The sequence below is a fragment of the Pirellulales bacterium genome (assembly GCA_035533075.1).
Taxonomy (GTDB): Bacteria; Planctomycetota; Planctomycetia; order Pirellulales; family JAICIG01; genus DASSFG01.
Genome location: DATLUO010000051.1, coordinates 1 through 20,978 on the forward strand (window position 1 = coordinate 1; position 20,978 = coordinate 20,978).

Here is a 20,978-nt window from a genome sequence, read left to right on the forward strand (position 1 = left end):
GACCAGCGAGCTTGCGAGCGACGGCCCACCGAAGTCAAGCGTCAGGTTGTTTGTCCTGACGCCTGACGCCTGAAACCTGACGCCTCAAATGGTGGGCCGGCGCTCGCAAGCTCGCTGGTCCCACCCTACCTACCTTTCAACCTCCTGGGCCAGCTTCTCCCGGGCCTGGGCCACCAGGTCGTCGGCCCAGGGCTTGCCGTCGTACAACTCGATCACCGCCCGCCAGATTTTTTGCGACGTCTGCGGATCGTCGGCCGCCAGCGAGTCGGCCCGGTCGAGCTGCGCGGAAATCCGCTCGCGATGCTCCTCAGTATACCGCGCCACGTCTTTGCGCAGTTTTCGGAGCTTGCGGCGGGCCAACGCCAGGCATTGCCGCGTGACATCCGGCTGCTCTTCGGCGTCGCCGCCATAGAGATCGACCAAGGCCGTCATTTTTTTCATGCCGACCTCCGGGTCGAGATCGACCTGCTTGAGCGCCTCGATGTAATCGCGCTCCACGGGCGAAAGCTCCTGCGTCTTGCCCCGCAGCCGAGATCGCTTTTCCAGCCGGCGTTCGAGCCGGTCGACCTCGATCCGGTCGAGAAGCTCTTCCAGATCCGGAGTCCGCGGATCGGCCGCGTCGGCGCGCTCGAGAAATGCGGCGATGTCGGCCTCGGCTTCCCCCAGGCTGTCGTTTTCGTTGGCCGCCATGGCCCGAGCATAAAGTTTCTCGAGGCTGGGCGGTTGCAAAATATACCACGTTGCCAGGCCCAAGCTGGCGATGGCCGCCAGCAACACCAGCACCTGCAGCGAAAACCAGTTGGCGTCTTCGTCCTGTGTCTCGTCGCGTGCCAGGTCCTCACTGGAAACCGTGGTGAATCGCGGTTGCGGGACGGTCGCCGTCGCCTCATGTGCCGACCCGTTCGATTCCGCGGCCGGCAACGGCGCGGCGATGGTGGCCATGTCGGGCGAAAGATTCACCTCCGAACGCAACGCTTTGTGGATGTTGGGCGCCGCCATCGAAGCCGGCACCTCGGCCAGGCGGTACTCATCACCGCCGGGCGGGATGCGATACGGCACCTCAAGCGAAGGGGCGGCGACATTCTCCGCCGCTACCGTGGGCGCCGTGGCGATCATTTCGTCGGCGGCCGCTTGGGGGCGATCCGAGGCCGGAGCGTCGTCGCTCTGGACGAACGACTTGCTCGTTGCGTCGGGCCGCACGGAGAGTCCGTGCCGCATCGCTTCCAATCGCCGCGAGAGGACCATCGCCGTGGGAATCCGACGCTCCGGGTCTTTTTCCAGCAACAAGGCGATGATGGCCTCAAGCTCGACCGGCGCATCGGGAGCGAAGCGGCGCAGCGGTTCGGGCTGGGCATACCGTTGCAATTGCAACATCTCGACCATCGTGGCCGCCCGAAACGGCGGCCGCCGAGCCAACAGCGCGAACATCACGCCACCCAAACTGTATAGGTCGCAACGGTGCGTGACGGGCCGGCCATCGGCCTGTTCGGGGGCCATATACTCTGCCGTTCCCAGCACGCCGCCGTCGGCCGTCAGGCCCGTGTTGCCGAACAATTTGGCGATGCCGAAGTCGGAAAGCTTGACGGTGCCGTCGTCGGCCAGCAGCAAATTGGCGGGCTTGATGTCGCGATGGATCACGCCGCGGTCGTGGGCGTGCTTCAGTGCCCGGCAGACCTGAATCGCCAGGTCGGTCGTTTCGCGCCAGTCGAACGTGCGGCCGGCCAGCAGCTCTTCTTCCAAGCTGCGGCCCGACACCAGCTCCATGCCGTAAAAGTGGTGGCCGTCCTGCTCGCCGTAACCGAAGAGCTGCACGATATTCGGATGGTGCAACTTCTTGAGGCTTTCGATCTCCGCCTCAAACCGCTCGCGAAAGCCTTCTTCCTGGGCCAGGGCGGGGGCCAGCACCTTGACGGCGGCCGGCCCGCCGCTCTCGACGTTGACGGCGGCATAGACTGTGCCCATCCCGCCTCTGCCGAGCTTGCGACCGATTTTGTACGGACCGAGCCGCTCAAGTTGAATCATCGATGTCCGTCCTTCTCGATGAGCTCCGCGGCCGGAACGCTCGGATGCACCATTCCCCCCTTGGTTCGCTGGATTTTCGACAGCCCCGACTCTTGCCGGGCCTTCGTCTGTTCCAAATCGGTGAACAGCATCAGATCGCGGTCGAGAACAACGCAGTTCAACGCCTGCAAGGCCAGCAGGGCCGCCAGCGACAAGCGGAACCAGCGGCCCAGAGACGGCAACCATTCGACCGCCAGCAGGGCGCCGATGGGCATCATGAACAGCCACAGCCGGCACGCTTCACCGCGGTTTGTGCCGGCAAGATCCAAAAACGCCAGCATGGCCAGCCAGACGCACAACAGCGGATCGGCCCGCCGCAGCACGGCGACTCTGCCGGCCAGAAAGACCACCAGGGGCAAACCGAGTGCGGCGCCGAACTCAAGCAGATTCACCAGCGTCCAGGCGCCATAGCTCTGCCGATACTGCTGATTGAACTCGACGTTCTTGGCGAAATTGACGCTCCAGGTCGACCAGGAGTTATGTCCGGCAAAATAGATCGCCGCAACCACGGCCAACCAGCCCAGCGGCGCGGCGCAAACCGATGCGACGGTGGGACGTTTGCCCGTCAGCGACTGGCCGATGATATAGGCCGCCGCCAATCCGCCGATGATAAAAAAACACGTCGAGAAAAACGTGCCGACGCCGAGCACGATGCCCGCCAACGCGGCGGCCGGCCACCACCGCCGCTCCCAGGCCGCGTGACTTAAAGCCAGCACGAGGAGTGCGACCGCCGGGTAAACCGTATCGCACCGCGGCGCAAACAGGGGTTCCACCGGCAACAGCAGGACGACGCTGGCGACGGCCAAGGCGGCTTTCCGCCCCGCGCGTGCCGCGGCCAGCCAGGCCGCTGGGATGGCGCCCGCGAAGCAGAGCAGACGGCTGAGGGCGGCGATGGTGGCCAACGCCGCCTGCTCGTTGAGCGGCACGCCGATCGTACCACTCATGCGGCGCAGTCGCCACGGCAACTCCCTGGGCGCGAGATCCCACACAAACCGAGCCAGCCGCGGATGCTCCGTATAGAACTTCATGGTGCTGGCGTAGACGACGACCCAGCCGGGCGGGTTGGCCGAAAAGTGGTGCGGGTCTAAATCGCGAATGATCTCGGCATGATCTTTGAGCAGGTGCGGCAGGTCATTGCCATAATGCCGTGCGGCCGCATGAAAGCCGTTCGCACTATACGAGTGCAGGATGGCCCATTTCTGCAACCCGCCAGGCGTGGCCACCTCGCAAAAGAACTGAAACACCGACGCGAGTGCGATGCAAACGGCGATCGCGCCGACGAACCGCCGGCGCGGGCAGCCGTCGATCCATGTGGCCGCCCACGTCGCCCAGCCGATGAGCAATGCCACGGCAATCGCGGCCGGCAAAAACAGAACCCATTCCGCCGTGGCTTCGGACCAAACGTCGGGCGTAGGCCAAATCCATTCGTCCGGGATGCCCAAGGGAAACCAGTCGCCGTCGAAGGCGACGAAGAACGCCGCCAGCGCCGCGGCGCTGATCGCCAGAAGGAGGGCGGGAACGAGGGGTGTCCGGTCAGACATGCGTTGGACTTGGCGTGGGGACCGCGAATTGGGCTACCTTCCATTTTGCGCCCAATGACCAGCCGCGGATAGGGGCAATGCCGTCCCACGTGCCATCGTAGGGTGGGAGCGAGCGAGCTTGCGAGCGCCGGCCCACCATCTGGAAGGCGTTGGGCGATAGGCGTTAGGCACTAGCTAAACAAAAGCGACGCGCGCGTGTCGCTTTTGTTAAGGCACACGCCGCCCGCGGCGTGCGGCCACGCGCTGGAGGTGCTGCTGGAGGGCCACGTGCTGCCGACGGACGTGCAACCGAAGTCGCACCAGTTCCAGAACATTGGACGCGACAAACGTGTCGCCTGCCGCGCCGGCCGAGGCCCTTTCGTCGATCGCGGCAACAATCGCCATGCCACATGGTCACAAGCCGTTCCGCCGGGGCCGGCTAATACAGCGCGATCGCCCGGCCCGGACCTCCGTGACAGTCGCGGATTTTAATCGCGGCGAAGAGGAAATAAGCCCCTTCCGGCAGTTTGCCGAGATTGGTCAAGAACTCGACGCCCAGCATGCCGTTGCTGCCCAGCGCCCAATAGGTGAAGCACGCCTGTCGGGGACCAACGCCGCCGAGTGTCGGGCCGTCGGTGCCCACGCAACGTATCCCTTTCTTCGCCAGGTAGACCACCGCCTCGGCGCCGAGGGCCGGCCAGCCTTCGCGTTTGCCGTTCAGCGGGTCGGCCATGAACGCCTGGCCTTCCGGCAGCGATCGGAAGTTGTCGTCGGTGTAATCGCTGCGGAACAACACGATGTCGCCCGGCGGCAAGTCGCCGTGCCGTTCTTCGTAGCTCCGGATCTGGGCCACGGTAATTTCGGGCGAGCGCGGCCATTGCGATTGATCGGTCGTGCCGATCAGCGGCCGCACGTCGATCACTCGGGCCCGGCCGCACGTTTGGCTCAAGGGAACTTGCTCGGCGGTGACGTTGCTCGTTCCGCGCGGGCCAAAGAGTTTCTCGTATTCCGCCAGCCAGCCACGCACGTCGGCCGCGTAACTGCGGTTGTCGAATCCTTCGGGCGGCAGAGCGAAGGCGGGCGGAACCAGGTGCGTGCCGGCCTGCGAATCGAAGATGTGCGCGACGTGATACGTGCCGAGATGGGCGGCGAAAAAGAGCGGCACTTTCAAGTACGGCTGGCGGTGATGGCCCACGCCCGGCCCCGGCCAGGTCACCGGATAATCCGTCGACAGGGTCACCGAAAGATCGATCGCCCGTTTGCTCCGGGCAGACTCGATCAGGCGACTTGCCAAAGGTTGGCCCACGACGCCCAGTGCCCGACATTCGGCGTAAAGACCTTCGGCATGTTTCAGCGGCAGCATGCAATAGAAGGCGCCGGTCGCCGGCAACTGGCCCAGCCCCGTGGCGCTCTCGGTCCAGATCATGCCGTATTTGAGTCCGGCGAAGTGCGTCGGTTCGGCCAGGTCTGGGATCGGTCCCATGCTGGCGCTGTCGGTGCCGAGGGTCATCACTTTTCGGCCGGCGAGATACTCCATGCAGTCGGGACCGGGGTCGGGCCAGGCGGGCGTCTTGCCTTCCAGCGGACCAGCCAGGAACCGCCGGCCCTCCGGTAAAGGTCGATAGAACTTGTCTGTATAGCGGCTGCGAAAGAGCGCCACGTCGCCCGGAGCGAGCGGGCGATGCTCGCGCTCCCAGGCGATGATTCGTTCCTTCTTGATTAGCTCGCTATGGCCGTCGGGCGCCGACGCCACCACGTCCTCGCAATCGATCACGCACGCTTCGCCGCCAAATTGCCAGGCCGGGGCTTTGTCGGTGTAGACGCGGCCATAGGGGTTGGCGTTGGGCAAATGCGTGTCGGGGTGCGGCACCGAGTGGGGCGGCACGTCCATCTGCGTGCCGCAGTTGCCGTCGATCAAGAGAGTATCGGTGTTGAACGGGCTCAGCGGGCCGATCTGGCGATGCCGAGTGATCGCGAAAGGCGGCCAACCGGCCGGCCAATTGCACGGCATGTCGGGGGCGATAAGCAAGGAAAGATCGACGACTTTTGGTTGATCGGCCGAGCACGGGCGGAACGGTGCGGCCAACAGGGCGGCCAGGAGAATCGTGGCGATTCGCGTGCTCGTGTTCATGATCCACCTTGTTGATGAAACCGATCGTTTTCGCTTACCCTAGACAGCAGCCAAGGCACGGTCAAGCATCGCATCGCTTGCCAGACATGACTCGCCGCGGCTATACTTCACGCGGCCGAGAATGAGACATCGGCGGTGGCTGGGGCAGAGCTTGGCCAGGTGGAGGCTGGCGCTTCGTTCATCTCGGCGGCCAAGCGATGCCCCGGTTGGGCGCACCGGGGCATCGCTTTTCCTCGCGGCAACACCTCTCATTCTCGGCCGCCTGATGTCTACCGATGGTGGGCCGGCGCTCGCAAGCTCGCTCGCTCACACCCTACGGCGTTTTTCAGCCAACGAGGTACAACCATGTCGCTTCCGATGAACCATCTCGATCTTTTCCGCCAACGTCTCGATTCGGGCAAGTTTTGCCTGGGCCCGGCCATCACGCTGACGGACCCGGTGGTCACCGAGGCACTGGCCCCGAGCGTCGATTTTTTCTGGATCGACTTGGAACACAACCCTCTGAGCCTGGAGTCGGTGACCGCGCATCTGATCGCCGCTCGGGCGGGCGGAGCGCCGGCGCTGGTCCGCGTGCCCTGCTCGGACGTGGCCTGGATCAAGCGCGTGCTCGACGTGGGCGCTGAAGGGATCATCGTTCCGCAAATCCGCTCGGTCGCCGAAGTGCGGAGCATCGTTTCGGCCTGCCGCTATCCGCCGGTCGGCACCCGCGGTTTCGGCCCGCGCCGCGGCTGCAATTATGGCCGCGACGACAACCAGACCTACCTGGCCGAGGCGAACCGCCGCGTGTTCGTGGCCATCCAAATCGAGACGGCCGAAGCCTACCACCAGCTCGACGCGATCCTGGACGTGCCCGGTTTCGATTCGATTGTGATCGGTCCCAACGACCTGTCGGGATCGCTGGGTTTGATGGGCCAACTGGACCATCCACAGGTGGTGGAGGCGGTGGCTTCCATCGCCTCGCGTTCGCGGGCGGCGGGCCGTTACGTGGGCATCGGCATGGCGCCCGACGTGGAACACGCCCTGCGCGCCGCGCGGCAGGGGGTGCAATGGGTGCAGGTCGGCGGCGACTGCGGTTTTCTCATCGAATCGGCCGAGCGGCTCTATTCACGCATCCGCGAGCGGTGCGATTCACGGTGAACCACCGTGGAAAAGGCACACGAAATCGGTTGACATTGGCCGGTTCTTCGACCTAAACTGTTTCAATCCGCCCTTGCTCGCGACGGGCAAACCATTTTGAGATGCTGTGAAAGCTCCGCGTGCCCCCCTCAGGCACGGCCGGAGCTTTTTTTTGTGCATGAGGCGTTACGTCAGAATCTTCCTTTACGGCAACTGAGGCCCATCATGGCGACGGTCGCACCAGACAAACATTCGTCAACGGCTGGCTCCAACGGAAACGGCGACAAAGTCGCGCGGCGTGCCACGCGTGCTATTGTCGGCAAAGTCGATAACGGGCGCCCCGCGTCCGCGCCACAAAGCGAAACGCCCGTCCACAAAGACGACGGCCGCGACCTGCTCGACAAGCGGCAATTATTGGCCGCCCTGATGGCCCTCAAGAAAGGCGAGTTCCGTGCCCGGCTTCCCTCGGACCTGACCGGCATCGATGGCAAGATCGCCGACACCTTCAACGACGTGATCGAGCTCAACCAACGGATGGCCAACGAGCTGGAACGGCTCAGCCGCGTCGTCGGCAAAGAGGGGCGGCTGTCGCAACGCGCGGCCATCGGCTCTCTCAGCGGCGCTTGGGCCGATTCCATCGCCTCCGTCAACGCCCTCATCGGCGATCTCGTCTATCCCACCACCGAAATCGCCCGCGTGATCGGCGCCGTGGCCAAAGGCGATCTGTCGCAGACCATGGCCATGGAGACCGAGGGCCGCCCGCTCAAGGGCGAGTTCTTGCGCACCTCGAAAACCGTGAATACGATGGTCGAGCAGCTCAGCTCGTTCGCCAGCGAAGTCACCCGCGTGGCCCGCGAAGTGGGCAACGAAGGAAAGCTCGGCGGGCAAGCCAAAGTGAAAGGCGTGGCCGGCACCTGGAAAGACCTGACCGACAGCGTGAACTCGATGGCCGGCAACCTCACCGGGCAGGTGCGCAACATCGCCGCCGTGACCACGGCCGTGGCCAACGGCGACTTGTCGAAGAAGATCACCGTCGACGTCAAAGGGGAGATTCTCGAACTCAAGAACACCATCAACACGATGGTCGATCAGCTTCGCTCCTTTGCCAGCGAAGTGACCCGCGTGGCCCGCGAAGTGGGCACCGAAGGCAAGCTGGGCGGGCAGGCCGACGTGCCGGGCGTGGCCGGCACCTGGAAGGATCTCACCGACAACGTGAACTTCATGGCCGGCAATCTCACCAGCCAGGTGCGCAACATCGCCGACGTGACCAAGGCCGTGGCCGCCGGCGACCTCTCGCGCAAGATCACGGTGGACGTGAAGGGTGAAATCCTGGAGCTGAAAAACACGGTCAATACGATGGTCGATCAGCTCAGCTCCTTCGCCGCCGAAGTGACCCGCGTGGCCCGCGAAGTGGGCACCGAAGGCAAACTGGGCGGGCAGGCCGACGTGCGCGGCGTGGCCGGCACCTGGAAGGACCTCACCGACAGCGTGAACTTCATGGCCGGCAACCTCACGGCCCAGGTGCGCAACATCGCCGCGGTGACCACCGCCGTGGCCAACGGCGACCTCTCGAAAAAGATCACCGTCGATGTGAAGGGCGAAATCTTGGAGCTGAAAGACACGATCAACACGATGGTTGATCAGCTCCGCGCGTTTGCCAGCGAAGTGACGCGCGTGGCCCGCGAAGTGGGCACCGAAGGCAAGCTCGGCGGACAGGCCGACGTGCCCGGCGTGGCCGGCACCTGGAAAGACCTGACCGACAACGTGAACTTCATGGCCGGCAATCTCACGGCCCAGGTGCGCAACATCGCCGACGTGACCAAGGCCGTGGCCGCCGGCGATCTGTCGCGCAAAATCACGGTGGACGTGAAGGGTGAAATCCTGGAGCTGAAAAACACGGTCAATACGATGGTCGATCAGCTCAGCTCCTTCGCCGCCGAAGTGACCCGCGTGGCCCGCGAGGTGGGCACCGAAGGAAAACTGGGCGGTCAGGCCGACGTGCGCGGCGTGGCCGGCACCTGGAAGGACCTCACCGACAGCGTGAATTCGATGGCCGGCAACCTCACGGTGCAGTTGCGCGACGTGTCGAAGGTGGCCACGGCCATCGCCACCGGCGACTTGACGCAGAAGATCACCGTCGATGTGCGCGGCGAGATTTTGCAGATCAAGAACGTGATCAATACGATGGTCGATCAGCTCAGCTCCTTCGCCGCTGAAGTGACCCGCGTGGCCCGCGAAGTGGGCACCGAAGGAAAGCTCGGCGGTCAGGCCGACGTGCGCGGCGTGGCCGGCACCTGGAAAGACCTGACCGACAGCGTGAACTTCATGGCCGGCAACCTCACCGGGCAGGTGCGCAACATCGCCGCCGTGACCACGGCCGTGGCCAACGGCGACCTCTCCAAGAAAATCACCGTGCCCGTGCGCGGAGAAATTCTGGAACTGAAAGACACGATCAATACGATGGTCGATCAGCTCAACTCGTTCGCCAGCGAAGTGACCCGCGTGGCCCGTGAAGTGGGCACCGAAGGCAAGCTCGGTGGCCAAGCCGACGTGCGCGGCGTGGCCGGCACCTGGAAAGACCTGACCGACAGCGTGAACTCGATGGCCGGCAACCTCACCGGGCAGGTGCGCAACATCGCCGCCGTGACCACGGCCGTGGCCAACGGCGACTTGTCGAAGAAAATCACCGTCGATGTTAAGGGCGAGATTCTGGAGCTGAAGAACACGATCAATACGATGGTCGATCAGCTCCGCTCGTTCGCCAGCGAAGTCACGCGTGTGGCCCGCGAAGTAGGCACCGAAGGCAAGCTCGGTGGCCAGGCCGACGTGAAGGGCGTGGCCGGCACCTGGAAAGACCTGACTGACAGCGTGAACTTCATGGCCGGCAACCTCACCGGCCAGGTGCGCAACATCGCCGACGTGACCAAAGCCGTGGCCGCCGGCGACTTGTCGAAGAAAATCACCGTCGATGTGAAGGGCGAGATTTTGGAGCTGAAGAACACGGTCAATACGATGGTCGATCAGCTCAACTCGTTCGCCAGCGAAGTGACCCGCGTGGCCCGCGAAGTGGGCACCGAGGGAAAACTGGGCGGCCAGGCCGATGTGAAGGGCGTGGCCGGCACCTGGAAAGACCTGACCGACAACGTGAACTTCATGGCCGGCAACCTCACCAGCCAGGTGCGCAATATCGCCGACGTGACCAAAGCCGTGGCCGCCGGCGACCTCTCGCGCAAGATCACGGTCGACGTGAAGGGCGAAATCCTGGAGTTGAAAGACACCATCAACACGATGGTCGATCAGCTTAACTCGTTCGCCAGCGAAGTGACCCGCGTGGCCCGCGAAGTAGGCACCGAAGGGAAGTTGGGCGGCCAGGCCGACGTGAAGGGTGTGGCCGGCACCTGGAAAGATCTCACCGACAACGTGAACTTCATGGCCGGCAACCTCACCAGCCAGGTGCGCAACATCGCGGTCGTGGTCACCGCCGTGGCCAACGGCGACCTGACGCGCAAGCTGGCGGTCGATGCCAAGGGCGAAATCGCCGCGCTGGCCGACACGATCAACGGCATGATCGACACGCTGGCCACGTTTGCCGACCAGGTGACCACGGTGGCCCGCGAAGTGGGCGTCGAAGGCAAGCTCGGCGGTCAGGCCAGCGTGCCCGGCGCCGCCGGCACGTGGAAAGACCTCACCGACAACGTGAACCAGCTCGCCAACAATCTCACCACCCAGGTGCGTGCCATCGCCGAAGTGGCCACCGCCGTGACCAAGGGCGACCTGACGCGCAGCATCACGGTCGAAGCGTTCGGCGAAGTGGCCGAGTTGAAGAACAACATCAACGAAATGATCGTGAACCTCAAGGACACGACGCTCAAGAACAACGAGCAAGATTGGCTCAAGACCAACATGGCCAAGTTCAGCCGCATGTTGCAGGGCCAAAAGGACCTGCTGGCGGTGGGCCGCTTGATCTTGTCGGAACTGGCCCCGGTGGTTTCGGCCCAGCAGGGCGCCTTCTACACGATGGACGTGACGGGCGAAGATCCGGTGCTCAAGCTGCTGGCCAGCTACGCCTACAAAGAACGCAAGAACATCGACAACGTGTTCAAGATGGGCGAGGGCCTGGTGGGCCAGTGCGCCCTGGAGAAGGAGAAAATCCTGCTCACGAACGTTCCGGCCGACTACATCAAGATCACCTCCGGCCTGGGCGAAGCGTCGCCGCTGAACGTGATCGTCATCCCCATCGTGTTCGAAGGGCAAGTCAAGGCGGTGATGGAGCTGGCGTCGTTCGACCGCTTCAGCCCCACGCACGAGACCTTCCTCGATCAGTTGACCGAGAGCATCGGCATCGTGCTCAACACCATCGAGGCCAACACCCGCACGGAAGACCTGCTCAAGCAGTCGCAATCGCTGGCCCGCGAGCTGACGACGCAGCAACAAGAGTTGCAGCTCACCAACCAGCAGTTGGGCGAAAAGGCGCAACTGCTCGCCCAGCAGAACGTGGAAGTGGAGCGCAAGAACCAGGAAGTCGAGCAGGCCCGCCGCGCATTGGAAGAGAAGGCCACGCAGTTGGCCCTCACCACGAAGTACAAATCGGAATTCATGGCCAACATGTCGCACGAGCTGCGGACGCCGCTCAACAGCTTGTTGATCCTTTCCGATCAGCTTGCCCGCAACACCGAGGCAAATCTCAACCCGCGGCAAGTCGAGTTCGCCCAGACGATCCACGCTTCGGGCAACGACCTGCTCTCGCTGATCAACGACATTTTAGACATCTCGAAGATCGAGTCCGGCACGGTCGTTCTCGACGTGGGGGACATCAGCTTCCGCGATCTGCACGATTACGTCGAGCGGAGCTTCCGCCACGTGGCCGAAAGCAAGCGGCTGGGCTTCAGCCTCAGTTTCGCGCCCGATCTGCCGTTTGCCTTGCAGACCGACGTCAAGCGCTTGCAGCAGGTCATCAAGAACCTGCTGTCGAACGCCTTCAAATTCACCGAGCGGGGTGTGGTCTCGTTCCACGTGGCGACGGCCCGTGCCGGCTTCAGCACCGAGAACGATACGCTCCGCCGAGCGCCGTGCGTGCTGGCGATTTCGGTCTCCGACACGGGCATCGGCATCCCGGCCGACAAGCAGCAACTCATCTTCGAGGCCTTCCAGCAGGCCGACGGCAGCACCAACCGCAAATACGGCGGCACCGGTCTGGGTCTGGCGATCAGCCGCGAGATCGCCAATCTGCTGGGCGGTGAGATCCGCCTGCAAAGCGAGCCGGGCAAGGGGAGCACCTTCACCCTTTACCTGCCGCAGGTCTATGTGCCGGCCAAGCCGGTGCGCCGCGAGCTGACTCCCGCGATGCATAAGGCCAAGGCTTCGGCGCAGCTCATCGAGGCCGAGGCGGCCTTGGCGGCCGAAGAGGACGCTGAACTCGGCCCCGCCACGATCGAAGTGGACGACGACCGCGACCGCCTGCAAGCCAGCGACAAAGTGGCTTTGATCGTGGAAAACGACCCCATTTTCGCGCGCCTGATGTTGGAGGTCGCCCGCGAGGACGGCTTCAAAGCGGTGGTCGCCGCGCGCGGCGCCGAAGCGCTGATTCTCGTTCACCAGCTCCGCGTACACGCCGTCACACTCGATATCCACTTGCCCGACATCGACGGCTGGCGCGTTTTGGCTCAGTTGAAGGAAGACCTCTACACGCGCCATATACCGGTCTACATCGTGACCACCGAAGAAGAACGCGAACGCGGGCTGAAGATGGGCGCCATCGGCGCGTTGGCCAAGCCGCTGCAGCGGAGAGACGATCTGGGGCCGGTGTTCGACCGCTTGCGCGCGGCGGCCGCGCCGGGCCTGAAGACGCTGTTGATCGTCGGTCCCGACGACGCGCGCCGCGCCGAGATCGTCGATCTTGTCGCCGGCGACGACATTCAAACGATCGCCATCAACTTCGGCGACGCGGCGCTGGGCGCGTTGAAAGCACAATGTCCGACTTGTGCGGTCGTTCTGACGGCCGGATCGCCGCGGCGGCTGTTCGAGTTCTTGGAGGCGATTCGACGCCTGCCGGAGCTGGAAAACCTGCCGACGATTGCGGAAGTCGACGACGAGCTGTCGATCGAAGACGAACAGCGCTTGAAGCGGCTGGCACAAACGATGGTGGTCAAAGACGTCCGCTCGCCCGAACGGTTGGTCGACGAGGTCGCCTTGTTTTTGCACCGCCCGGTGGAGCTGCTGCCGCAGGCCCGCCGTGAAATGTTGGAACGGCTGCACCGGGCCGAAGCCGTGTTGGCCGGCAAGAAAGTGTTGCTGGTCGACGACGACATCCGTAACATCTTCGCCATGACCAGTGTTTTGGAACGGCACGCCATGCAGGTCTTTTCGGCGGAGACGGGCACGGCGGCACTCGACTTGTTGAACGGCATGCCCGATATGGACGTCGTGCTCATGGACATCATGATGCCGCACATGGACGGATATGATACGATGCGGGCCATCCGTGCCTCGGAGCAGTTCAGTTCGTTGCCGATCATTGCCTTGACGGCCAAGGCCATGAAGGGCGACCGCGAGAAGTGCATTGAGGCCGGCGCGTCGGATTACATCGCCAAGCCGGTCGATACCGAGCACCTGTTGGCGATGCTGCGTGTGTGGCTACATAGATAGTGGTCAGGGTTCAGGGTTCAGGGTTCAGGGTTTTGGACTTGGGTCTTGGGACTTGGGTCTTGGGTCTTGGAAGGCAACGCGATCCCTCATCCCTCATCTGAACCCTGAACCCTGAACCCCGAACCCCGAACCCTGAACCCCGTGACCGACGAAGAGCTAGGCGTCCTGATCGTCGATGATCGTCACGACAAGCTGCTGGCGCTGTCGGCGGCCTTGGCCGACGTCTGTCCGCACATCGCCACCGCCGACTCGGGACGCGCCGCGCTGAAGCTGCTGCTGGAACGCAGCTTCGCCGTGATCCTGCTCGATGTGAACATGCCCGGCATGGACGGGTTCGAGACGGCCACCCTCATTCGGCAGCGGCAGCGGTCGGAATCGACGCCGATTATTTTCATCACGTCGTTCGGCGACGACATGCACGTCAGCCGCGGCTACTCGCTGGGCGCCGTCGATTACATCCTGGCCCCGGTGGTGCCCGAAGTTCTTCGCACCAAGGTCATGGTGTTTCTCGACCTGGCGCGAAAGACGCGCGAGGTCGAGCTGCAGGCGCGGCGGCTGGCGCATCGCGCGGAGCAACTGCACAAATTATCGGAGGCCTCGCTGGCGATCCATTCGGCCATGTCGATGGAAAAGATGCTGCAGGTCATCACCGACACGGCCCGCGAGATCATCGGCGCCCACCGGGCCACGGCGGTGACCACGTGGGACCAGAACTGGGCCCGCTGCAAGACGACTCTTTCCCTGTCGCCGGAATTCGAACCGCGGCGGCCGCTGCTGTCGCCGTCGAGCGGCTGCGAGCTGCACACGTTGTGGCTGGCGCTGGGCCGCGCCGGCCGGCTTTCGTCGGCCGAGTTGCTGGCGCATCCGGCCTGGCACTCGCTGGGGCGATCGTTGTGCGATCTCGGCCAGCCGCCGGATTGGTTGGCCGCTCCTTTGACGGGGCGCGACGGCCGCGATATGGGCCTGTTGCACGTCTGCGGCAGGTGCCAGGGCGATTTCACGCCCGAAGACGAAGCGGTGCTGCTGCAGCTCGCCCAGATGGCGTCGATCGCCATCGAAAACACGCTCAACAGCGAGGCCCGCGAAGCGAACCGCATCAAGGACGAGTTTCTGGCGACGCTGTCCCACGAGCTGCGAACGCCGCTCACCGCCATGCTCGGCTGGACGCAGCTTTTGCGCAGCGGCGCGCTGACCGCCGACGAAGAGGTCCGCGGCCTGGAGATTATCGAGCGCAATGTGCTCGCGCAGGCCAAGCTGATCGACGACCTGCTCGACGTCTCGCGGATCATCACGGGCAAGCTGCGATTGAACGTGCGGCCGTTGTCGCTGGCTTCGGTGATCGAGGCGGCCCTGGACGTGGTGCGGCCCGCCGCCGACGCCAAGGCGATTCGCTTCGAGCCGCTGCTCGACACACGGGCCGGACACGTTACCGGCGACCCCGACCGTCTGCAGCAGGTGGTCTGGAACCTGCTGGTCAACGCCGTCAAATTCAGTCCGGTGGGCGGCACGGTCCGTGTCTCTCTGACACGACAGGGATCGTGGTCGCAGATCGAAGTCGCGGATGAAGGCGAGGGAATTGATTCCGACATCATGCCCCACATTTTCGACCGCTTTCGCCAGGCCGACAGCAGCACGCGACGCTCGCACGGCGGGTTGGGTCTGGGGCTGGCGATCGTCCGCCATGTGGTCGAGCTGCACGGCGGCAGCGTTCGCGCGGAAAGTTTGGGGACCGGCCACGGAGCCACGTTCGTCGTCGAGCTGCCGATGTCGGCGGTGGTCGCCGAGGGGCATGCGCAGCGGCCAGATACATCGGCGCCGCGGGCCGCCGCCCCGCGGGCCGAAATCGACTTGTCGGGCGTGCGCGTGCTGGTCGTCGATGACGAGCCCGACGGCCGCGAGGCCATTGCCAAAGTCCTGGCGATCTATCATGCCCAAGTGGCGACCGCCTCGTCGGCGCGAGAAGCGCTGGCCCTTTTTGCCCAGGCCCGGCCCGACGTGCTGATCAGCGACATCGGCATGCCGGAACAGGACGGCTACGATCTGATCCGCCGGGTGCGCGACCTGGCGCCCGCGGACGGCGGGCGCGTGCCGGCCATGGCCTTGACGGCTTTTGCCCGTGAGGAAGACCGACTGCGGGCGATCGAAGCGGGCTTTCAGGTTCACGCCATCAAGCCGGTGCAGCCGGCGGAGTTGGCGGCCGGCGTGGCCAAGCTTGCCGGCCGCGATGCCGCCTCGTCCGGGCCGAGCGGCGACGGACACGGCGTTTCTGCGAACCCGCTGGTTGCGGCGGGGTGACACGGCGCTGCTGGTCCCGCCTTGAGCTTGAGGGTCCTCCTCCGGCATGGGTAGCACGACAATTTGACAAAGTCTGAGCCTTGCCGTAAATTTACTGCATCAAGTAAATTTACTGCGCCACCTCTTCAACGGGCAAAGACATGGTCACCGCCAAGTCCGCGAATCCGTACCGTCCCGGCGCCGGCCACATGCCCGTCTATCTGGCCGGCCGGGAACAGGAACGAGACGAGTTTGCCCGGTTGCTGGCCCAGAAAACCGTGTTTCAAAACATGGTCTTGACCGGGCTTCGGGGCGTCGGCAAAACCGTCTTGCTCGAGACGCTGAAGCCCTTGGCCATCAAGCAAAAATGGCTGTGGGTGGGCACCGATCTTTCCGAAGCGGCCAGCATCAGCGAAGAGAGAATCGCCGTCCGCTTGATGACCGATATGTCGGTGGTCACCGCCGCACTCGTCGCCGGACGCCGCGAACTTCGCCCGATCGGCTTTCGGCGCTCCGTCTCCACGCCGGTTCCTTTGACCTTTCCGACCATGCTCGGCATCTTTCAGCAAACCCCAGGACTGATCTCCGATAAGCTCAAGGCCGTCTTGGAGTTGGTCTGGAGTTGCCTCCGCGATCAGCAGCCACGCATCCGCGGCATCGTGTTCGCCTATGACGAGGCGCAAAACATGTCGGACCATGCGGGCCGAAACGAGTTTCCGCTCTCATTGATGCTGGATGTTTTCCAGTCGATCCAAAAAAAGGAGATTCCTTTCATGCTGATGCTCGTCGGCTTGCCGACCTTGTTTCCCAAGTTGGTCGAGGCCCGGACCTACTCGGAACGAATGTTTCACATCGTGACCCTCGACCGCCTGAACGAAGCAGCGAGCCGAGACGCGATTCTCAAGCCGATTTCCGATGCGCGGTGCCCGGTCAAATTCAGTCCGGCGGGCATCAACGCGATTCTCGCGGCTTCGGGCGGGTACCCGTACTTCCTCCAATTCATCTGCCGCGAGGCGTTCGACGCCTACTTGCAAGATCTCGACAAAGGCGGCAGCCGCCTGCTGATCGGCGAGATCACGCGCAAACTCGACTCCGATTTTTTCGCCGCGCGTTGGTCCAGGGCTACCGACCGGCAAAGAACGCTGCTCGCCGTGATCGCGAACGTCGACGAGAGCGACACGGAATTCACCGTCCGTCAGATCGAAGAAAAGGCGCGCGAGCTGCTCGCGCGGCCATTCAGCAAGAGCCAGATCAGCCAGATGCTCGCGAAGCTCGCCCAGGTCGGTCTCGTGTACAAAAACCGGCACGGCAAATACGCCTTCGCGGTCCCGCTGTTGGGCCAATTCATCAAGCGGCAGATCGAGATCAATGGAGATTGGTGGGATGAGGAGTTGCGCGACCGGTGATGTTCGCGTCCAGGTAGATCCGCACCGCTTATGCCTATGTGCGTTCGTCAGGACTCAAAACGTCACGCCAGCGCTGTTCGTAGGCATCTTCGTCAGCTTGTCGTTCTTCTTCGAGTTGCTCGAAATCCTTATCGTCCAAGCCAGGGTAGCCACGCCGTTGCTGTCGCGACTTAATGTGGCTGATGGTGTCGGTAATGCTGCCATGTTGCGCCGTTTTGCTTGAAGCCGGGACGAGCACCACGGTCACCGGTCCAGGGGCGAGGTTCGGCTTTTCGTGCAACCCCAGCGTGCCGTCGCTTTTCAGCGTAGCATCGACGGTCACTTCAGGGTTTGCCGGCATGTTTGAACATCTCCATCTCCTTAAAGATAGCCCGATCCCGTCGCCCTGTCGAACTCGCCGCATTACCACGGGTTCCGCCAGTCGCCCCAGCGCTCGAGGTAGAGCTGATAAGCCCGCACGGCGCCGGCCCGCTCTTCGAGCCACACCTTGGTGGCGGCGATCCGTTGTTGCTCGTCTTCGAGCGAGAGCTGGCCGACCAGCACCCGCGTGCGCAAGAAGACGAAGTACGTGTCGAGCACGTCGCAACGGCAGTAATCGTTGATCTCGGCCAGCTTGCCGGCCTCGTACAGGTCTTGCACCATGTGGCCTTGCACGTCCATTTTGCCGGGCTTGCCGAGCAGATTGGCCGCCAGATTCAGCCCGCCCGTGAACCGCGTCGAGCCAAAGTTCGTGAGCAGCTCTTGCAGGTCGAGATGACCTTCGACGTTATAGCGATGGCGCGGCTGATCGAAACTCTTGGCGTTGAGATTGAACCAGCCCGCCAGGCTGATGCCAAAGCGGAACGCCGCCAACTCCAACAGCGGCACATCGAACGAGCGGCCGTTGAAACTGACCAGCGTCGGCCGGCCGTAGCGCTCCCAGCCGCGCCAGAAGTGCTCGGTGATCACGTGCGGGCGAAAGCTCGGCTCGTCGAGCGCCACCAGATCGAGCAGGCGATAGTCGGCCGCGACCTTGGCGATGGCCAACGACAGCGGCACCTGGAACGTATAGGGAATGAAATCGCTTTCGAACTTCGCCAACAACTCGGCCCGGTAACGGGCGACCGCGGCGGCCGGCGGCAAGTTGTCGCCGGGATAGCGCAACCGCGACACCAACTCGCCGTCGGCGATGCTTTCGATATCGAAGACGAAGTAGCGGACGTCCGACATGTTTCTGCGCATGAAAAAGGCCCGCGTAGGCGGGGCAGGTACCTACGCGAGCCAACTAACTGGGGCCTACCGCAGGCGGGGCAGGAACCTGTGGCGGGCCAACGTCTCGTAATTTAGCAATCCCGCGTTGGATTGCAAGCACTTTTTTGAAAAATTTTGGCCGGGGGTCCGGCGAAAGGGCGCGACGGCTGCCGGAAGCGTTAAAATCCGCGGCTTAGCGAAGATTTTCCGGGCGACCGCCGGCCGCCAGCGCCGCTCCGCCGCCCTCTTCCAGGGCGAATTCGGCCCAGATCGGCAGATGGTCGGAGACGGCCAGCGCCTGCTGCAGAGAAAGGTGGAACTCGTGCATCAGGTCGAACACGCCGGCATGCCGCGCGTATTCGACCGTCGTTCGCGAGTCGAACAAGATGTTGTCGTAGAGGTGCGTGCCGCGCGTGTTGGTGGGCACGCCCGAAATCACCCAAGTGATGTAAGCCACTTGGCCCAGTTCGCCCAGATGACGGTCGTCGGCGTTGAGATCGCCCAGCAGGATGATGTCGTCTTCTCCACGGCCGTCGTCGCGCACGGCCCGGAACACGTCGTCGAGCACGTTCAGCTCGGCCTGGGCCTCGTCGGGGTCGGTGTGGATGTCGATCAGGGTGAACGTGAAGGCACGGTCGGGCGGCGGCCCGCGCACGCGAAAACCGGCCACCAGTGGCTCGCGGTGCAACAGATCGTCGGGGTCGTCCACCGTGTAGACGTTCTGGCGGTCGCACTCGACGCTGGCGGCGTTGTAGATGAAGGCGTATTGCTCCTTGCTGTTCGTGCGTCCCAGCCGCGGGCCGATGACGTAGTCGTAGTGCGAGCCGTCGGCATTCACCAGTTCCAAAAACCGCGGCAGCAAGTCATCGCTGGCGTCGCGGATTTCCTGGACGGCGACGACGTCGAAATAGCGCACCACGCGGGCCAGCAGGTCGGCCGCCTGGGTGTTGGCCAGCTTCTTTTCGCCGAACACCTGGATGTTGAACGACGCCACGCGGACGGTATTGCCGCTGCGTTCGATCGGCGGCGCGCCGGCCAGCGTGCCGCCGGCTCCGCCCCCCAGCGGCAGGTGCTGCCAGAACCCACCGGGAAGCTTCGAGTTGGCGTACCAGGCAAGCGCCGCCACGAGCGCCGCCGCGATGGAGATCAATCGTTTCCGCACCGGTCCCTCCTTGGTCGGCCCCAGGATACCCGAATCCCGCATTGCGGCCCTAGGCCAGATTGTTGATCGGTCCGTAGCGCACGAGCGTAGGGTGGGACCAGCGAGCTCGCGAGCGCCGGCCCACCGCCAACGGGTTCAGGGTTCAGGGTTCAGGAATACCTGAACTGACCTTTGCCCGACGCCTGACGCCTGACGCCTGAACATGGTGGGCCGGCGCTCGCAAGCTCGCTCGCTCCCACCCTACGACGCCCCCGTTGGCGCGAACGCTTCTCACCCGGGCGGCGTAGCAATTATCAGGACGGGACGTCCTCCAAAGAGACGCGCTTGAAGCGCCGGAGGACGCCCCGTCTTTTTGTTAACGGCTGACGGTTCTGCCTGTCGGGACCGCCGCGCCGGATGACGCGGCGGCCGATTTGACCCGATCGGCAAGGCTTCGCCAGCGACGGCGAAAATCGTGGCGGCAATCGGCTTGCCTTTGCCGCCCCGGCCGCAGCCGGGTGCTAGACTAGTTTTGTGGCGGAGTGTCACCGGGCCGGCATGCCGCGGCCGGGGCAATCGGCCGGCGGATCCGGTAAAGCGGGCAGTTCCGTCCGTGCGGGCAAGGGCGAAGACAACGAAGAGGCATTAGGGCATCCATGGGCTTCCTGAAGAAGTTCTTTCGCAACGTGTTTCGCGACGGCGCGGCGCCCACCGGCACCGCCAGCAGCTTTGAGCGGCTGAGCGAAGAGGAGTTGGAGGCACACTTGGGCGTCGTCCGCTACGGCAGCTTCACCTTGACCGACGCCATCCGGCCGTCGTACGACCTGCAAGTCGTGCCCGCTCAGGGTTACCGGCACGACGTCTACCACGACGAGCAGTCGCGCGCCGCCGTGCCGGTGTTGATGGGCGCCGCCTCGAACCAGCACTTGTTCGAGGTCTTCATGGAGCTGCTCGACCCGCTGGGCTTCGAGGTCGACGTGGTGCTGGAAACCAGCCACAACCGCGAGAACCGGGGGCACGTCGATCTCTATCGAGAACATATCGACCTGCCCGTGCTCAAGAGCGTCCTCTATGAATACGAAGAGCTCTTGCTGAACGACGGCTGCACCGGGATCGCGGTGCTCAATCCCGGCATTCCGCAAGAAGTGCAATTCGACGAGCACAAGCTGCTGATCGTCTACGGCGAGAACCTCCGCGAGTTCGAAGAGATATTCTCAGGTCGCGGCGTGCCTTGCGACGATCAGATGAAGTTCATTACCGAAGCCGAGCACGTTCATTCCTCCAGCGACCAGTATCTGGAGCAGTTCGAAGAGCTGAAGATGCGGCTGGGCATGGATTCGTTCGGCGGCTGGTAATTGCCCGCGGTCGAGTGGCCGACGGTTGGGAATTGGTGATCGATGGCCCGCGCCATGAGCCGTTTCGGCGCGTCACCAATTTCCAACCCACGGCCATTC

12 protein-coding genes are annotated in these 20,978 nt (G+C 63.8%); 5 read left to right on the top strand and 7 right to left on the bottom strand.

Features of this window, described 5'->3' with window-relative positions:
- Positions 1-129: 129 nt before the first annotated feature.
- From VNH11_06485 to VNH11_06500, 4 genes are all read right to left on the bottom strand, one after another.
- On the bottom strand, positions 130-2,022 hold the full coding sequence (locus tag VNH11_06485) for a serine/threonine-protein kinase (GenBank protein HVA46018.1): 1,893 nt from the start codon (positions 2,020-2,022) through the stop codon (positions 130-132).
- On the bottom strand, positions 2,019-3,602 hold the full coding sequence (locus VNH11_06490) for a hypothetical protein (protein HVA46019.1): 1,584 nt from the start codon (positions 3,600-3,602) through the stop codon (positions 2,019-2,021). Before VNH11_06490 ends, VNH11_06485 begins: the two co-directional genes overlap by 4 nt.
- Before the next feature lie 207 nt (positions 3,603-3,809).
- Positions 3,810-3,986, bottom strand: coding sequence for a hypothetical protein (locus VNH11_06495; GenBank protein HVA46020.1), 177 nt, complete (start codon positions 3,984-3,986; stop codon positions 3,810-3,812).
- 34 nt (positions 3,987-4,020) lie between these two features.
- Positions 4,021-5,712, bottom strand: a complete 1,692-nt coding sequence (locus tag VNH11_06500; protein HVA46021.1) for a cyclase family protein — start codon at positions 5,710-5,712, stop codon at positions 4,021-4,023.
- 345 nt (positions 5,713-6,057) lie between these two features.
- On the opposite strand from VNH11_06500, the gene VNH11_06505 reads away from it, so the two are divergent.
- The 4 genes from VNH11_06505 to VNH11_06520 all read left to right on the top strand — a co-directional run bounded on the left by VNH11_06505 (position 6,058) and on the right by VNH11_06520 (position 17,153).
- The gene (locus VNH11_06505) at positions 6,058-6,849 is read left to right on the top strand and encodes an aldolase/citrate lyase family protein (GenBank protein ID HVA46022.1); all 792 of its coding nucleotides are present in this window, start codon (positions 6,058-6,060) and stop codon (positions 6,847-6,849) included.
- A 204-nt stretch (positions 6,850-7,053) separates the two neighbouring features.
- On the top strand, positions 7,054-13,473 hold the full coding sequence (locus VNH11_06510) for a HAMP domain-containing protein (GenBank protein ID HVA46023.1): 6,420 nt from the start codon (positions 7,054-7,056) through the stop codon (positions 13,471-13,473).
- Positions 13,474-13,614: 141 nt separating this feature from the next.
- Entirely contained in the window at positions 13,615-15,768 is a 2,154-nt protein-coding gene (locus VNH11_06515; GenBank protein ID HVA46024.1) for a response regulator, read from the top strand.
- A gap of 140 nt (positions 15,769-15,908) precedes the next feature.
- Positions 15,909-17,153: an ATP-binding protein gene (locus tag VNH11_06520; protein HVA46025.1), complete on the top strand. Its 1,245-nt coding sequence runs from the start codon at positions 15,909-15,911 to the stop codon at positions 17,151-17,153.
- 34 nt (positions 17,154-17,187) lie between these two features.
- Here VNH11_06520 and VNH11_06525 read toward each other — a convergent pair whose 3' ends face one another.
- The 3 genes from VNH11_06525 to VNH11_06535 all read right to left on the bottom strand — a co-directional run bounded on the left by VNH11_06525 (position 17,188) and on the right by VNH11_06535 (position 19,545).
- Positions 17,188-17,493 carry a hypothetical protein gene (locus tag VNH11_06525; GenBank protein HVA46026.1) on the bottom strand — a complete coding sequence of 102 codons (306 nt, stop codon included), beginning with the start codon at positions 17,491-17,493 and terminating at the stop codon, positions 17,188-17,190.
- Between the two features lie 62 nt (positions 17,494-17,555).
- Positions 17,556-18,362, bottom strand: coding sequence for a 3'-5' exonuclease (locus tag VNH11_06530; GenBank protein ID HVA46027.1), 807 nt, complete (start codon positions 18,360-18,362; stop codon positions 17,556-17,558).
- A 214-nt stretch (positions 18,363-18,576) separates the two neighbouring features.
- Positions 18,577-19,545 (bottom strand): endonuclease/exonuclease/phosphatase family protein, encoded by a 969-nt coding sequence (locus VNH11_06535; GenBank protein ID HVA46028.1) that lies wholly within the window; start codon positions 19,543-19,545, stop codon positions 18,577-18,579.
- Between the two features lie 635 nt (positions 19,546-20,180).
- Between VNH11_06535 and VNH11_06540 the strand changes: the two genes are divergently transcribed.
- Positions 20,181-20,879 carry a hypothetical protein gene (locus VNH11_06540; protein HVA46029.1) on the top strand — a complete coding sequence of 233 codons (699 nt, stop codon included), beginning with the start codon at positions 20,181-20,183 and terminating at the stop codon, positions 20,877-20,879.
- Positions 20,880-20,978: the final 99 nt, after the last annotated feature.

What these genes read in the sequence shown, in the direction of transcription:
- VNH11_06520 (HVA46025.1), top strand. Translation starts at nt 15,909, where the DNA reads ATGGTCACCGCCAAGTCCGCGAATCCGTACCGTCCCGGCGCCGGCCAC.
- VNH11_06490 (HVA46019.1), bottom strand. Translation starts at nt 3,602, where the DNA reads ATGTCTGACCGGACACCCCTCGTTCCCGCCCTCCTTCTGGCGATCAGC.
- VNH11_06510 (HVA46023.1), top strand. Translation starts at nt 7,054, where the DNA reads ATGGCGACGGTCGCACCAGACAAACATTCGTCAACGGCTGGCTCCAAC.
- VNH11_06495 (HVA46020.1), bottom strand. Translation starts at nt 3,986, where the DNA reads ATGGCGATTGTTGCCGCGATCGACGAAAGGGCCTCGGCCGGCGCGGCA.
- VNH11_06505 (HVA46022.1), top strand. Translation starts at nt 6,058, where the DNA reads ATGTCGCTTCCGATGAACCATCTCGATCTTTTCCGCCAACGTCTCGAT.
- VNH11_06485 (HVA46018.1), bottom strand. Translation starts at nt 2,022, where the DNA reads ATGATTCAACTTGAGCGGCTCGGTCCGTACAAAATCGGTCGCAAGCTC.
- VNH11_06525 (HVA46026.1), bottom strand. Translation starts at nt 17,493, where the DNA reads ATGCCGGCAAACCCTGAAGTGACCGTCGATGCTACGCTGAAAAGCGAC.
- VNH11_06540 (HVA46029.1), top strand. Translation starts at nt 20,181, where the DNA reads ATGGGCTTCCTGAAGAAGTTCTTTCGCAACGTGTTTCGCGACGGCGCG.
- VNH11_06530 (HVA46027.1), bottom strand. Translation starts at nt 18,362, where the DNA reads ATGTCGGACGTCCGCTACTTCGTCTTCGATATCGAAAGCATCGCCGAC.
- VNH11_06500 (HVA46021.1), bottom strand. Translation starts at nt 5,712, where the DNA reads ATGAACACGAGCACGCGAATCGCCACGATTCTCCTGGCCGCCCTGTTG.